At 34.6% G+C, this 14,545-nt stretch carries 11 protein-coding genes and 5 pseudogenes; 8 read left to right on the top strand and 8 right to left on the bottom strand.

Annotated elements, in window-relative coordinates; translation table 11 throughout:
* Position 1: 1 nt before the first annotated feature.
* The 5 genes and pseudogenes from murE to OPR28_RS05565 form a co-directional block, all read right to left on the bottom strand.
* Positions 2–1,546, bottom strand: coding sequence for a UDP-N-acetylmuramoyl-L-alanyl-D-glutamate--2,6-diaminopimelate ligase (gene murE / locus OPR28_RS05585; RefSeq protein ID WP_265023770.1), 1,545 nt, complete (start codon positions 1,544–1,546; stop codon positions 2–4).
* Positions 1,521–2,754 (bottom strand): annotated as a pseudogene (metC, locus tag OPR28_RS05580) (cystathionine beta-lyase). The gene murE and the pseudogene metC overlap by 26 nt, the downstream one beginning before the upstream one ends.
* A 7-nt stretch (positions 2,755–2,761) precedes the next feature.
* Positions 2,762–3,046 (bottom strand): BolA family protein, encoded by a 285-nt coding sequence (locus tag OPR28_RS05575; RefSeq protein WP_077188332.1) that lies wholly within the window; start codon positions 3,044–3,046, stop codon positions 2,762–2,764.
* A 70-nt stretch (positions 3,047–3,116) separates the two neighbouring features.
* The gene (gene dnaK / locus OPR28_RS05570) at positions 3,117–5,039 is read right to left on the bottom strand and encodes a molecular chaperone DnaK (protein WP_012673300.1); all 1,923 of its coding nucleotides are present in this window, start codon (positions 5,037–5,039) and stop codon (positions 3,117–3,119) included.
* A gap of 86 nt (positions 5,040–5,125) precedes the next feature.
* Positions 5,126–6,898, bottom strand: coding sequence for an Rne/Rng family ribonuclease (locus OPR28_RS05565; protein ID WP_265023664.1), 1,773 nt, complete (start codon positions 6,896–6,898; stop codon positions 5,126–5,128).
* A gap of 149 nt (positions 6,899–7,047) precedes the next feature.
* Between OPR28_RS05565 and rpmG the strand changes: the two genes are divergently transcribed.
* Together rpmG and OPR28_RS05555 are read left to right on the top strand one after the other, a co-directional pair.
* On the top strand, positions 7,048–7,248 hold the full coding sequence (gene rpmG, locus OPR28_RS05560) for a 50S ribosomal protein L33 (protein WP_015589280.1): 201 nt from the start codon (positions 7,048–7,050) through the stop codon (positions 7,246–7,248).
* A gap of 25 nt (positions 7,249–7,273) precedes the next feature.
* On the top strand, positions 7,274–7,549 hold the full coding sequence (locus OPR28_RS05555) for a helix-turn-helix domain-containing protein (protein ID WP_010082632.1): 276 nt from the start codon (positions 7,274–7,276) through the stop codon (positions 7,547–7,549).
* A 56-nt stretch (positions 7,550–7,605) separates the two neighbouring features.
* Here the strand turns inward: OPR28_RS05555 and OPR28_RS05550 are convergent, their stop codons facing one another.
* Positions 7,606–8,487 carry a zinc ABC transporter substrate-binding protein gene (locus OPR28_RS05550; RefSeq protein WP_265023663.1) on the bottom strand — a complete coding sequence of 294 codons (882 nt, stop codon included), beginning with the start codon at positions 8,485–8,487 and terminating at the stop codon, positions 7,606–7,608.
* Between OPR28_RS05550 and OPR28_RS05545 the strand changes: the two genes are divergently transcribed.
* A complete protein-coding gene (locus tag OPR28_RS05545) occupies positions 8,479–9,219 on the top strand; it encodes a metal ABC transporter ATP-binding protein (RefSeq protein WP_265023662.1) in 741 nt (246 codons plus the stop codon). The genes OPR28_RS05550 and OPR28_RS05545 overlap by 9 nt on opposite strands.
* Entirely contained in the window at positions 9,216–10,646 is a 1,431-nt protein-coding gene (gene ubiB, locus OPR28_RS05540; protein ID WP_236514429.1) for a 2-polyprenylphenol 6-hydroxylase, read from the top strand. Before OPR28_RS05545 ends, ubiB begins: the two co-directional genes overlap by 4 nt.
* Positions 10,647–11,258: 612 nt before the next feature.
* On the opposite strand, the pseudogene OPR28_RS05535 reads toward ubiB, so the two are convergent.
* Positions 11,259–12,198: pseudogene (locus OPR28_RS05535) on the bottom strand (IS110 family RNA-guided transposase).
* 216 nt (positions 12,199–12,414) lie between these two features.
* Between OPR28_RS05535 and OPR28_RS05530 the strand changes: the two are divergent.
* Both OPR28_RS05530 and OPR28_RS05525 read left to right on the top strand, forming a co-directional pair.
* Positions 12,415–12,822, top strand: a pseudogene (locus OPR28_RS05530) (IS4 family transposase); the annotation flags it as partial.
* Between the two features lie 72 nt (positions 12,823–12,894).
* Positions 12,895–13,717, top strand: a pseudogene (locus OPR28_RS05525) (IS5 family transposase).
* A gap of 13 nt (positions 13,718–13,730) precedes the next feature.
* Here the strand turns inward: OPR28_RS05525 and OPR28_RS05520 are convergent.
* A pseudogene (locus OPR28_RS05520) lies at positions 13,731–13,996 on the bottom strand (IS4-like element ISWosp8 family transposase); the annotation flags it as partial.
* 154 nt (positions 13,997–14,150) lie between these two features.
* Between OPR28_RS05520 and OPR28_RS05515 the strand changes: the two are divergent.
* A complete protein-coding gene (locus tag OPR28_RS05515) occupies positions 14,151–14,285 on the top strand; it encodes a hypothetical protein (RefSeq protein ID WP_255324782.1) in 135 nt (44 codons plus the stop codon).
* Between the two features lie 32 nt (positions 14,286–14,317).
* On the top strand, positions 14,318–14,533 hold the full coding sequence (locus tag OPR28_RS05510) for a hypothetical protein (RefSeq protein WP_233641024.1): 216 nt from the start codon (positions 14,318–14,320) through the stop codon (positions 14,531–14,533).
* Positions 14,534–14,545 lie beyond the last annotated feature (12 nt).

The raw sequence follows: 14,545 nt of genomic DNA, 5'->3' as shown, positions 1-14,545 counted from the left end.
GTCAAGATGCAACTTTATTTTTAATAACCTCAACATCGCTAAATTCAAAAGTTTGGTTGCCTATAATTTGAAATTTCTCATTTCCCTTTCCTGCAACTAGCAGAATCATACCCTCGTTATAGGCAATATCTACGCCTTTCTCTATAGCTTCTCTCCTACCTCCTATCTCCAGTGCATCAGGGCAATGTAGCAAAATATCGTGGCGAATTTTTGCCGGATCTTCATCACGCGGATTATCATCTGTAATTATTACTTTATCTGCATACATTTGTGCTATTTTGCCCATTTCTGAACGTTTCGTCTGATCGCGATTTCCACCGCATCCAAAAACTAGAATTATTTTTTTGTTGATATGCCATTTTAAAGACAATAGGGCTTGTTTAAGCGCACTTGGAGTATGAGCGTAATCCACGAATGCAAAAGGTTTCACTTTTTCCATTCTTCCTGGTGGAGAAATGAGTTTTTCTACGCATATTTCTCTGTAATTTAATCCAGATATACCGATTGCACATAGCAGATTATATGCTTGAAATTTTCCTAAAACTGGGAAAAATGTATTGTAAATTTGGTTATCAATTTTTACTGTAAGATGTTGACCATTAGGGGTTGGTGTTTGCTCTAATAAAGTAATATCAGAGCCTTTTTTTCCATAAGTCACAACTTTATTACTGCGTTTTTCAGCTATTTTAAGCAATGCGCCGTATTCATCTATATCCGCATTTAAAATCGCTGTTTTTCCTTCTGGTAATACTTCGTAAAATAACCTTTTTTTAGTTTCTAAATATCCACCAAGACTTTTATGGTAATCTAAATGATCTTGCGAGAAATTAGTAAAAGCTGCAGCACTCAACTTTAATCCATGGATTCTGTATTGATCAATCCCATGACTTGATGATTCCAACACTAAGTGTTCTACACTTATACCACGCAATGTTGCGTAAAGGTCTTCTGCACCTGGAGTGGTAAGGCTGTTGCTATTACCTTTTCTGCCATTATTGATGCATGTTCCAAGTGTTCCAATAGACGCAGCATTATAGCCAGAGTTTTGCCAGATCTGGCGGCAAAATTCTACTACTGAAGTTTTACCATTTGTACCAGTTACAGCAGCAACATATTTGGGCTGTTTGAATTGATAAAACCTGCTGACTATTTCGCTGTATATTTCTTGAGGGTTTAGGTGTTCAAGCACTGCAAAACCCGGAGTATTTGTCATGCAAGTAGCTGACACTGGAATCCAGTTTTTATTATACAATTGCTTAGTGTGTTCATTTACAATTAAATTTTCTGGATCCAAGTAGTCAAGCACTGGGATGACATCTTTCTTGGCCCCTTGTATCACAACGTCTACACAGTTGTGTACGTAACACTGTGATTCAGTAGGAAGGATATGGATTCCAGTATCGCATGTTGCGTATTCTTTACTCCTTTCTGACACACAAACAAAAAGATAACCTTCCTTGACTCTCTTGGGATTACATGTAACGCCCTTGATTTCAATATCAAAGTTAACATCAATAATGTTATGCAGTAATTCTCTCAGTTTCATCTGCCAGCTTTGATATTCAAACATGGCAGTCTTGCTAGTGCAGCATTTAAATCAGAGATCAAATCCTCAGAATCTTCTAGTCCACAAAATATCCGCATGAAACTTCCACCATAATCTGAATTCATTACAGATCTTGACATAGATCTACGATCTATTGGTAATATCAAACTGTCACACCCTCCCCAAGAAGCACCAATACTAAAAATTTTCATATGATCAACCATGCAGCTTAGTTCTTCACATGAATATTCTCTATCCAGTATTATACTAAATACGCTACTTGCTCCTTTGAAGTAACTTTTCCATAATTCGTGTTGAGGATGGGAGGGAAGTGCTGGATACAAAACTTTTTTGATTTTTGAATGTTTTTCTAGCCACTTTGCCACTTCCATTGCTGTATTTTGGTGCCTTGCCATACGTGCATGCAGTGTTCTTAGTCCCCTATGTGCAAGGTAGCAGTCGTGCGATTGAATGGTTACTCCATAATTTTTATAGCTCTCATAAAGCAATTTAAAAGTTTCACCTTCAGCAACCATAGCTCCCATCACTAAATCTGAGTGACCGGCTAGATACTTTGTCACCGCATATAGTGCAACATCAACTCCATAATCAAGCGGCTTAAATAACAAAGGAGTGGCCCATGAATTGTCACAAACGGTTACAATTCCACGTTCTTTAGCAACTTTTACTATATGCTCTATATTCGAAATCTCAAACGTTACAGAACCAGGAGTCTCGATCATTATCAATGAAGTATTACTCTGAATTAAATCAGTTATATCCTGTGTTGGATCATAAAAAGTTACTTCTGTTCCTCTTTTTGGTAGCTCATTTTCTGCAAACCTCCTAAGCCTATAATAACTATTATCTTGAATTAAAACGTGCGAGCCTGCTTTAGCGAAAGTTAGAATAGCAAAAGTAAGTGCAAATAGTCCGGAAGGATAAATAAGCGCTTGTCCACTCCCTTCAATTTCAGCCAGTGCATTTGAAAGATAATGAACAGTAGGAGTACCAACATTACTGTAGCTATAATCCCTTGCAACACCATCGTTGATTACATCGTATATACTTTCTCCATTTGCTGCATTTAAGTAGTCCTTGTAAGTAGGGAATAATATGGTAGAAGAATGATAAACTGGCGGGTTCATGGAACCTTTATAGTCATTAAATTTTCTTCCTGCTTTAACTAATATAGACTCTTCCTTCACATTTTTATTATTTATTTTTTAAATTGTACTCATCTTGCGTATATAAGTGAAGAGAAATTGCATGTATTAGCTCTATCTCACCCTTCAATAACTCATAAATCAACTTGTGTCTTTTTAGAACGCTCATTCCAATAAAGCCGTCAGATATTAATATTAATTTAATGTGCGAAGGTAATGTTGAAGATGAAGCAAAATAATGATCAGCATGCTTTGCTGATTCATCGATAATGTTGATATCAATTACATCTATCGAATCGCGTATCTTTTCTTCTATTGTTTTAATAATATCCATAATGGTTTCTTTAAGCAACAATATGCTCCTCTTGTCATCCCAGTATCAGCTACTTGGATGACAATCGCAATTACTTATTCTCTTCTTTATTATCTATGTCTTGATAATCAGAATCTACTACTTTTTCCTCTTTATCATTTGGATTTCCTTCTGATGAAAAGCCATTTTCAGCACTATTTTGTTGAGATGCTTGATACATAGCTTCTCCAAGTTTCATAGATAATTGAGAAAGATTAGTGACTTTCTGCTGTATTGAATCAGCGTCATCAATGTTATCAGATTTACTAACTTCTTTTAATTCGTTAACTGCATTTTCAATAGCAGATCTATCTTCTGGTGAAACTTTATCACCATACTCTGTCAGAGACTTTTCTGTAGAATGGACTAAGCTATCCGCTTGATTCTTCACTTCAATAAACTTTTTGCGCTTTTCATCTTCTTGCGCTTTTTCTTCAGCTTCTTTTACCATGCGATTTATTTCATCATCAGATAAACCACCTGAAGATTGAATGCGTATTTTTTGCTCTTTTCCAGTAGCTTTATCTTTTGCAGAAACGTGTGCTATTCCATTTGCATCTATATCAAATGTCACTTCAATTTGTGGCCTTCCGCGCGGAGCAGGAGGTATCCCTTCCAAACTAAACTGACCGAGTAGCTTATTATCAACTGCCAGTTTTCTTTCACCCTGATGCACCTTAATTGTAACAGCTGTTTGGTTATCTTCTGCAGTTGAAAACACCTGAGATTTTTTAGTAGGAATTGTAGTATTACGCTCAATAAGTGGAGTGAATACTCCTCCTAGAGTTTCAATACCAAGAGAAAGTGGGGTCACATCAAGTAGTAACACATCTCTTACATCACCTTGAATGATCCCCGCCTGTATTGCAGCTCCAATTGCTACAACTTCATCAGGGTTAACTCCTCTATGTGGATCTTTGCCAAAGAATTCTTTAACTTTCTCTATGACTTTTGGCATACGAGTCATGCCACCAACAAGAACCACTTCGCCAATTTGACTAGCAGATAAACCAGCATCCTCAAGAGCTTTTTTACAAGGAGCCATAGTTCTTTCGATTAAATCATTCACTAAGCTTTCAAGTTTTGCTCTCGTTAATTTCATATTTAAGTGTTTTGGACCACTTGCATCAGCTGTAATAAACGGTAGATTTATTTCCGTTTCCATTGCACTTGATAATTCAATTTTCGCTTTTTCAGCAGCTTCTTTGATTCTTTGCATAGCCATTGGATCATTTTTCAAATCAATGCCATTACTTTTCTTGAATTCATCTAGTAAATAACTCACTACTCCATTATCAAAGTCTTCACCTCCAAGATGGGTATCACCGTTTGTTGCTTTCACTTCGAAAACTCCATCACCTATTTCAAGTATTGAAACGTCAAATGTACCACCACCAAGGTCATATACTACTATTGTGTGCCCATGTTTCTTATCAAGACCATAAGCAAGTGCTGCAGCAGTCGGTTCATTTACTATTCTGAGTACATTTAATCCGGCAATTTTTCCTGCATCTTTTGTTGCTTGACGTTGAGAGTCGTTGAAGTATGCTGGCACTGTTATCACAGCATCTTTTACTTCCTCTCCAAGATAAGCTTCTGCTGCCTCTTTCATGTTTTGTAGTATAAATGCACCAATTTGACTAGGAGAATATTCTTTATTATCAGTTGTTTTAACCCATGCATCACCACTTTTTGCTGCAAATACTTTGTATGGTACACTTAGATTTTTCATCTCAGGATCACTATATTGACGGCCTATTAATCTCTTAGTAGCAAAAAAGGTATTACTTGCATTGGTGGTTGCTTGCCTTTTTGCTGGAGCACCAATCAACCTTTCTCCTGAAGAAGTCAATGCAACTATAGATGGAGTAGTTCTTGCCCCTTCTTTATTTTCTATTACCTTTGTATCCTTGCCCTGCATTATTGCAACACAAGAATTTGTTGTTCCGAGATCTATGCCTATTGCTCTTCCCATAATGAGTACCCCATTGTAAATATTATCTGATATAAGAATATATAAGTATAGGGCTCATTAATTACAAGCCCAATTTAGGTTTCTAATTAGTTATTAGAACTTAAAAGGCGCGAAAGCCACTTAGTCAGCCAAAAATTGCCTCGTAGTTTATTTGAATTATCGGCTTCTTCATTGCTGCTATCCCCAATTTGGTATCCAGAGTTCTGTAATGGCTTATAACCGTTTAAATTAACATCATCTCCTTGTTTTAAAACAAATGTATTTATATCTAAACTGTTATCAATACTAACGTTCAATGTAATATTAAACTCTTTTTCGATTGTAGAAACTGTATTGCGTTTGTTATTAAAAATGTGCGCTATAACTGCACTGTGTGCTACTAAATCAAAAGACTTATTTCGATTCTTGTTAGCAATATATTGTAAATCCCTTAGTATTGATGAAACAATTACTTCGTTTGATTTTACTCTTCCAGTACCTTTGCAGTGTAAACACTCTGTAGTATTAATTTCTTGTATGTTTGGTTTAATTCTTTGTCTTGAAAATACCATTAAACCAAAGTCATTTATGTAGCTAAATTGAACTTTAGCTTTATCATCTTTAAACGCTTGCTTTATAGCAGACTCAACAGCTCTGCAATACTGATATTTCAACATATCAATAAAATCGACTACTATTAATCCTGATAGGCCCCTAAGATTCACCTGTCTTGATATTTCAGGTACTGCTTCCATGTTGGTTCTATAAGCTGTTTCTTCTATGCTATCTTCTCCTGTCATCTTTCCTGAATTCACGTCTATCGAAACAAACGCCTCAGTTAAAGTTATTATCAAAGACCCACCAGATGGCAATTCTACTCTATTGCCATATAACTCAGAAATTTGATCTTCGATTCCGTAGTAAGTAAAGATCGGAGCATAACCTCTATACAATCTATAGCGCAACTTACTACCTTTTAGTGCATTGTTAGCATATTGCCTAACTGCCTCAAAAGCTTCCTTTCCAGACACTATAACTTCTATACCATCGCTACAAAAATCACGAACAGATCTCATAATTACATCTGCTTCATTGTAAATTAATGATGGAACGTTTACAGAGAAGGCATTTTTTTGAATGCTCTGCCATAATGAGGATAAGTAATTGTAATCCTGCTCAATTTCTTTCTTATTTTTTCCTGAACCAACAGTTCTTACTATTAAACCTGACCTTTTTGGCAAGTTTATTGAACTCAGTATCTCCTTTAACTGCTTTCTGACATTAGCATCTTCAATTCTGCGAGACACTCCACCTTTACTCATGGAATTTGGCATGAAAACACAGTATCTACCCACTAAAGTTATGTATGTTGTAAATGAAGCTCCTTTATTGCCTCGTTCCTCTTTAGTTAGCTGAACCAATACTTTTTGATTTACTGAAATAACATCTTGTAATTTGTATTTTTTATATAAAGGTACCTCTCTTACAAAACCACTACCTGACTCGTTGACATTCTTACTAGCTGCAGAATCTGAAGAGACATTTGCTATGGTATCGTTCCCTTTTTCTGTATAATCGTCATTTGAGTAGCTCTCAAAGATAGTTTCCTTTTCTTTTTCTGGAATATTGAAGTAATCTAGAGATATCTCGGAAAAAGACAAAAAACCTTGCTTATTTTTTCCATATTCGATAAATACGGCTTGCAAAGAAGGCTCTATACGCTTTATATAAGCAACGTATATATTACCTCTTAATTGTTTTTTTTCCTTGAATTCTTGTTCAAATTCTACAACCTTATTATTAACTGACAAGGCAACTCTTACCTCATTAGAACAGGTGGAATTTTCTATCAATAATAACCTTTTACCACTATTTACCACTTATTTACCGTTTGCTTTTCATTCTGAAGTTAACTTCATGCTACTTAATGCACTGTTGATTGTCAAGAATTTTACGATCTGCATTATTCGGTTGACTTTTAGTGTTTTGCGTAATAAACTCGCATAGAATTTATTATATCATTATAAGTATGGCGAAAAAAAATGCTTCTTTGCTCGTTAAGTTAGTTAGCACTGCAATCAAGACAACAAAAACTGGTGAAGAAAAATCAACAGGTTATTTTTATGTAAAAAAGCGTAATCCAAAAAAGCTTACCAAAAAACTGGAGTTTAGGAAGTATGACCCAGTAGTCAGAAGGCATGTGTTATTTAAAGAAGAAAAACTAAAGTAATTTTTTTATAAGGGATTTTATTATTATGCAAAATTTACAATTAAGTTATCCTATAATAGTAGAGTTGGGGGATGTGAAAGATACAAAACTGAAATTAATAAAGGTCATTGCACAATTAATAAGTAAGAAGTACACAACACAGAAAAAAGCAGCAAACGCTCTAAAGATTGATCAACCTAAAGTATCTCAAATCAATAGGTCAAAAATCGAAGGGTTCTCCTTAGAATACTTGCTTAACTTATTGATTGTATTGGGCCAAGACATAAACGTAAGAATAAAGCATAATTCTAAACCTGCATAATATGTAAAGGACAAATAAATGCAGAACAATAAAACAGTAAGCTAAAAGGGAACTTATTACTCAACAAAACAAGACTTAAAATTTTGTGCAATGTTATTGATTATAGCTAGATATGCATCTTTTCCAGGCTCTATGTCTGATCCAATAGGATCAAGAACTACCATTTTTGCGTCATTAGAAAGAGCATTAGGCTTTATGCTGTCTTCCTGTGAATGAGCAAATATACATTTAACGTTTTCTTCCTTCATTATCTTTTTTAGCTTCATTAAACTCCTCATACCTATGTAAGAATCCTCTTCTATGGAAAGAATGGCGCTTGGGTGATTTAAACCAAAATATTTTTCAAAATATTGATAAGCATCGTGAGAGACGATATATTTTTGATTTTTAAAATCATTCAGTTCTTTCATGATTTCTTTTACTTCTTGGTCTATTTTTTTTATAGCTTTTGTTGCATTAGAGTTGTATCGATGGGAATTTTCTTTATCTATGTTAGACAATGTTGCACTTACAGAAAGTATCATGCTCTTTGCATTTTCGGGACTCAGCCAAATGTGTAAATCTTTTTCATCTTTAATGTGAGTAATTTTTCTAGAAAATGAATGTGGCCGAGTAGGAAGTAGGTTGATTGCCTTTGACAATTGCACTAGTTCTTTATTATTTTTGGCGAAAGTTTGAACAAACGTCTCTAAGTTATCGTCAACATAAAATATAACGTCACTTGATTCTAAATTACTCGCATCAGATGGCTTTAATATATAATTATGCGCAGATGTTGCATAGCCAAGCAATTCCGGTTCTAAAATCCCTTCTGTAATAGAAGCTACAAGTGAGTGGATAGGTTTGATTGTAGCTACAACTTTTAAATTGGATGAAAAGGCGATATTATAGTATAGTGTAAATGAAAGTAATAGAAAAAAAGTCAGTAAATGTCTCATATAAACGTTGAGAAGAAGTTAAATTTTGTCAATAAATTGAATAATGTCAATAATCGTGTTCTAAAAATAGAAAATCTTGCTCTCACATATGATGGTAAAAGAATCCTTGACAATATCAATATGTTCATGGAAAGAGGAGACATAATTACAATACTTGGTCCAAATGGTGGAGGTAAAACCTCTTTAGTGAAAGCAATTGCTGGCATAAATAAAAGCTGTACCGGTCATATCGTATTTGCTGACAACATAAAAATTGGCTATATGCCGCAAAATTTTAGTATTAGTAATTTGATGCCAATAACAGTTGAATATTTCCTTTTAAATAGCTCCTTGAAAAGACTAAAGAAAAATCAATCCATTATTACAGAAACGATAGAGTTGGTTGGTATCGGTAACATTTTGAAGAATCAAGTGTTAGAAATTTCTGCAGGGCAAACACAATTATTGCTACTTGCACGTTGTTTAATTGCAGAGCCTGACTTGATCATTCTAGATGAACCAGTTAGTGCAATGGATATTAACGCGCGGGCTAAATTTTATGATATTATAAATAAAATAGCAAAAAAACGATTGGTATCGATTCTTATGACTTCTCATGATCTTAACTCTGCTCTACCATCCTCAGATTACATAATTTGTATAAATAATACTATCTATTGCCAAGGCAAGCCTGATGAGATTATGAAAAATAGAACCCTAAATGAAATATTTAGCAGTTACGCAGCGAAATGATTCAAAATATTTTGCGTCTTCTGCACATAACTACGGTGCTGACGCGTTACAATATATTACCTTATTTACTTCCACCATCAAAAAAATCAATAAATAAAATACAAGGCCACAAGCTAAAGTGTGCTCTTGAAAAATTAGGTCCGGTGTTCATTAAGTTTGGGCAGTCTATCTCATCACGTACTGATGTTTTAAATGAAGATATAACAAATAACTTGTTATTGATATGTGATAGATTGCCATCATTTTCACATAAAATAGCAGTTAAAACTATAGAAAGTGAGTTTAATTGTAAATTGAGCGACATTTTTTCAAGCTTTTCTGAAAAGCCAATTGCAGCAGCATCGATTTCTCAGGTGCATAGAGCGGTTACAACTGAGGGTAAGGAAGTTGCTGTGAAGGTTTTAAGGCCAAATATTGAGAAAACATTCTCAAGAGATATAAAAATGCTTTCTTGGCTTGCAGAAATTGCAGAAAAATTTAGCGAACAATCAAAAAGGCTGAGGCCAATTGAATTAGTTAAAACTTTTGCTGAAATTTGCCGATTAGAGTTAGATCTACGTTTTGAAGCTGCTCACTCTTCGGAACTAAAGAAAAACACAAAAAATGACAGAGGTTTTTATGTACCTGAAATAGATTGGAATAGAACTGCAAAAAAGGTTTTAACATTAGAATGGATAGAAGCAACGCCAATATACGAAGTTGAAAAACTGAATAATCATAAGCAAATAGCTATCAATCTTATAGAATCGTTTTGTAATCAGGTATACAGGGATTGTTTTTTTCATGCTGATATGCATCCTGGAAATCTAATGGTTGATAGTAATAACAATATTATTGCTCTGGATTGTGGAATCATGGGTAGAATAGATCGTGAGACATGCTATTACGTTATAGAGATACTCAAAGGCTTTTTAAATCGGGATTATGATCACGTTGCAAAAATGCACTTTAAAGCTGGTTACGTTTCATCACAGCATAGAAATTTTGTCACAGCTTGCAGGGCAATAGGTGAACCCATTATTGGGCAGCCTATACAGAAGATTTCATTTGCTAGTTTACTTGCTCAGCTATTAAAAATAACTGGTGATTTTGATATGAAAGTTCAAACACAATTGTTATTGCTGCAGAAAACTATGATTTTACTGGAAGGGACATGTAGAAAGATCTACCCAGAAATCAATATGTGGAAAGTAGTTGAAGCGTGGATAAGCAGTCAACATGAAAGTAAAATAGGGTATAGGGAAAAAATTAGAAGTTCTTATCCTGTAAAAACAATCCAAGGGATATTTAGCCTTATAGAAAAATTAAACCTAATAGCTGATAAAAAATTAGAAAACATCCAAATTAAAAATAAATCAAATGGAAAAGTCTATTTTTTATTGTGGTTTGTAATTATAATTCTAATCGTTAAACTTTTAATTTCTTAAACTATGGGAAAAAACTGCGTCAAATCCAATTTTTATTCAACTTAATTTTTAATCTGCAGGAGCCGAGTTGAGAATGTCCAATTTTCCACTTTCTTTATGTATCTGTTCAGCAGAGTGGCAAAATAAGGTAGACGAGAAAAGACAACTATAGGAACAAATGGGTGTCATGCCAGTGCGTGACACTGGCCTCTTGTTTCAATGTTAAACAAAATACCATAGAATTCAAAAAGACAATTCCTAGAAAATTTCTACATCTAAAAAAGGCATAAGTTATGTTAATGCTGTTTGAATGAGATGATATAAAGATAAGCCAAATTTTTACAAAGAAAACATTTCAAGCAGCAAGACACCTTTGATTGAAAGAGAGCACCAAATTTATGGGGTGAGTAACTGTGCTATTTCAACTATAGTATCAACTATGTTTTTTAAAAATTTTTTTATTTGTGTAATTTTGCAAATTATATGGGCAATAAAAACCCGTTTGTCATAGAAATAGAATTTTATATCAAACAGCTACCACAGCAATTTCTGCTTAAGCTAATGAATATGTGCTTTAAGTCTGTGTGGACGCACATATTCATTAGCCAATTTCAGTTACCGTTGTGAAGATTTTTAAGTATGCAAATTAATTGCTTCTTTAAGTCTTGTATTAGCAATTACTATAATTTTACGCATTAGGGCTGTTATAGCCACCATCTTCTTCTTACCACTTTCAACAAGATTAGAATAAAAGGCGCCAAGTATAGATTTTGACCTTGTAGTAGCCATAGCGGCTGTAAAGAGCTTTGAACGAACGTTACTTCTACCACCTGTAATCCTTCGGTAACCAACAGCTTTACCACTTTCTTTTGGATGCGGTGCAACTCCGGCAAGACTTGCTACTTCTTTTCTATTTAAGTAACCAAGCTCTGGCATTAAACACAAAAAATCTTGTGATAACTTTTTACCTATTCCAGGAACTGTTTTAAGAATTTTTTGGCGTTGTTGTAATTCGCGGCTTTCATCAATAATCTTTTGTATAGTATCATTGAGTTCGTTTATTTGACTATCGAAAAACTCAATGGTCTTTTGACAGCTTTCTTTTATATGATCATTTTCCGGTGCTTCAAGTCTGCATTTTTCTTGAGTTCTCATTTGCGTAATATCATCACGACGTTGACAAAGTGCAGCCAAAGTTGATTGTTCTGTAGAGGTAGGTACAAATAGAGAGATAGTTCTATGGCGTTCAAATCCATATTGAGCAAGAGCTCTTGCATCTAGACTTTGCTAAAGTTCCGTGAGATAAAATAAAGCTTTTTACTTTACGAGTATTAGCTCGATGCACGGCAATATTTTTGTCGGTAAGAAAATGTGATAAGCCAAGCTCATATTTCCCTGTATTTTCTAAAGTCACTAAAGCATTAGGTAGAATATCTGAAAACTCTTGAAATAATTGTTGCCAACCAGAAGCATTATTATCAAATTCGACAGCATTCTTCTGTTTGTGAATTGCAACGACATTTTTAAATTTTCCGATGTCAATGCCAATAAAATTTTGATAAGATGTAACCATAATAAACCTCGATAGTTTTAGTTAATTTAAGATTGTAAACGGGTGCATATATATGTCCCAAGCAACTATTCAAACGTATCGAGAGATAGGGCTAGCGTACCTTGATACCAACGGTTGTAATACCAATTTCCTTTCGGTCGCGCACGCCCGCTATTCCTAGTGAGCAGGGTTATCTTTCTCTCTTATCTCTTTTATATCACGTTTTTAACTTACAATTGCCTTAGATGGAAAATAGAGATATTACATAAAATTTTAAATCCGGTCTCAAAGTTGAGGAATGTAGACTTGGAACAGCAGAAAGATTAATGAGGTATTTAACAGTCATGAGCATTATTGCTTGGAGAATTTTCTTTATTACATCAATTGCAAGAACTAACCCAACATTACCATGTACTGCCTTATTAGCTGAGGAAGAATGGAAAGTTTTATATGTTAAAATACACAGGAAACCATGTCCAAATATAGCCCCTACTATAAAAGAAGCCGTTTCGTGAACTTGGAGGTCATTTAGCAAGAAAAAGCGACCCAAAACCAGGACCAATTACTCTTTGGAAAGGATATAAACGTCTCTTTGATTTAGCAGAAGGATGGCGACTTGCTCACGAACCTCATATTTGTTGGTAATAGTAAGATTTGAGAGGTTGTCCACAAACCAAGGAATACGTAGTATATAAAGAAAGAATATTGAGGTAAGAGATGAGGAAAAAATATCCAACAGATTTAAGTAAAAGGGAATGGGCAAGAATAGAAAAACACTTCAGAGTATCGTACAAGAAAGGAGGAAGGCCACCAAAATACAGTAAGTGTGAGATAGTAGATGCAATTCTTTATATACTGCGCACAGGATGTCAATGGCGCTATTTACCACACGATTTTCCGCCGTGGAAGGCTGTGCATGAACAGTTTAGAAGATGGAAAAAGCAGGGAATTTTTGAGAAAATGAACTATGATATCACTAAATATAGTAGGTCAAAAATGGGAAGCCGAGCGCATGCATAGTGGACAGTCAATCGGTAAAAACCACGGAAAAAGGTGGGTCAAAGGTTATGATGGTGCGAAAAAGGTAAAGGGGAGAAAAAGACATATAATCACAGATACTCAAGGATTTGTGCTTGGTTGCTATGTAGGAGCTGCAAGCGAAAATGACAGAGATGGGGTGAAGATGGCATTGGACAATATGAAGGAAAAATACAGCAATATTAAGAAAATGTGGGCTGATATGGGATACCAAGGAAAAGATTTAAAGGATTACGTAAAGAGAGAATATGGGATAGATATTGAAATTGTCAAAAGGCCTCCATGTAGGTTTTGGGTGCATAAAGATACACCACTAGAACTATTGCCACAACGGGATCCTGGATTTTCAGTACAGCCGAGAAGGTGGGTGGTAGAGAGGACTTTTGCTTGGATCAATAGAAATAGAAGGCTATCAAAGGAGTACGATTTACTTACAACATCTACTGAAAGTTTCATATATCTGGCTATGAGTAAAGTTATGTTAAGTAGGGAATATGCTTGATTTACTGGTTTGTGGACAACCTCTTAAATTCTTGAAAGCCTGTATGGCAAATCTTATACCTTGCTTTAGAAAAAGCTTGCTTTGAGGGTACATGTCAATGGCTCCATAAGTTCACATTCTATTCCCAAACTTTTTTTAACTAACTTTAAAATCATAGAAAATACTGTCGAAAAAGGAAGTTTTCTTGTTCGTGTAAAACTCAACACAATGGATTTTCTGAAAAGTTTTCGAGTATATTATATTTTTAATTTGTAGAATAAGGTTTTTTCCTTTTTGCATATTTCACCTAAAAAGGACACATTTTAGACTTCTTTGTTGAAATAAAACAGAAACAAAAGTGCTGTCCCTTGCACTCTTTGGATAATTTAATGATAAAAAATTTGGAGAGAAATTTTATACACTATCGCTGATATTTTTCCTTAAGTTGACGCCATTGCCTGAACACTTACCTAATGATGAAGCTATCGAAAACATAGCAAAGAGACTTCAAAAATCTATAGACGATGCAAAAAAGCACAAGGTCATGTTTAGTGTTGATGTATTCCAAGGAGAAAAAAGTCATCAATAATAGATTATTCGATACTGATCTTATACCACCTCATGGAGCAAGATAAAAATGTTACTGAGACTGGAAAAGAAAAACTACGGCCTCTTATGTTAGAAATGTTTAATCTAGTTTCAACAGGCACTGATGTGAGCCAAGAAGTTCGGAGATTATTGCCAGAAGATATACTGAAAGAACGCGGCGAATATTTGTCACGTCTAAAACAAATTGTAAGTGATAGTATTGAAAATGACAAAAAAAAGGAATTGTAGTAGAAAGAGATA

Origin of the sequence: Wolbachia endosymbiont (group A) of Epistrophe grossularia (genome assembly GCF_947251435.1) — a bacterium.
Classification (GTDB): Bacteria; Pseudomonadota; Alphaproteobacteria; order Rickettsiales; family Anaplasmataceae; genus Wolbachia; species Wolbachia pipientis.
This window is presented reverse-complemented; position numbering and strand designations above follow the sequence as displayed.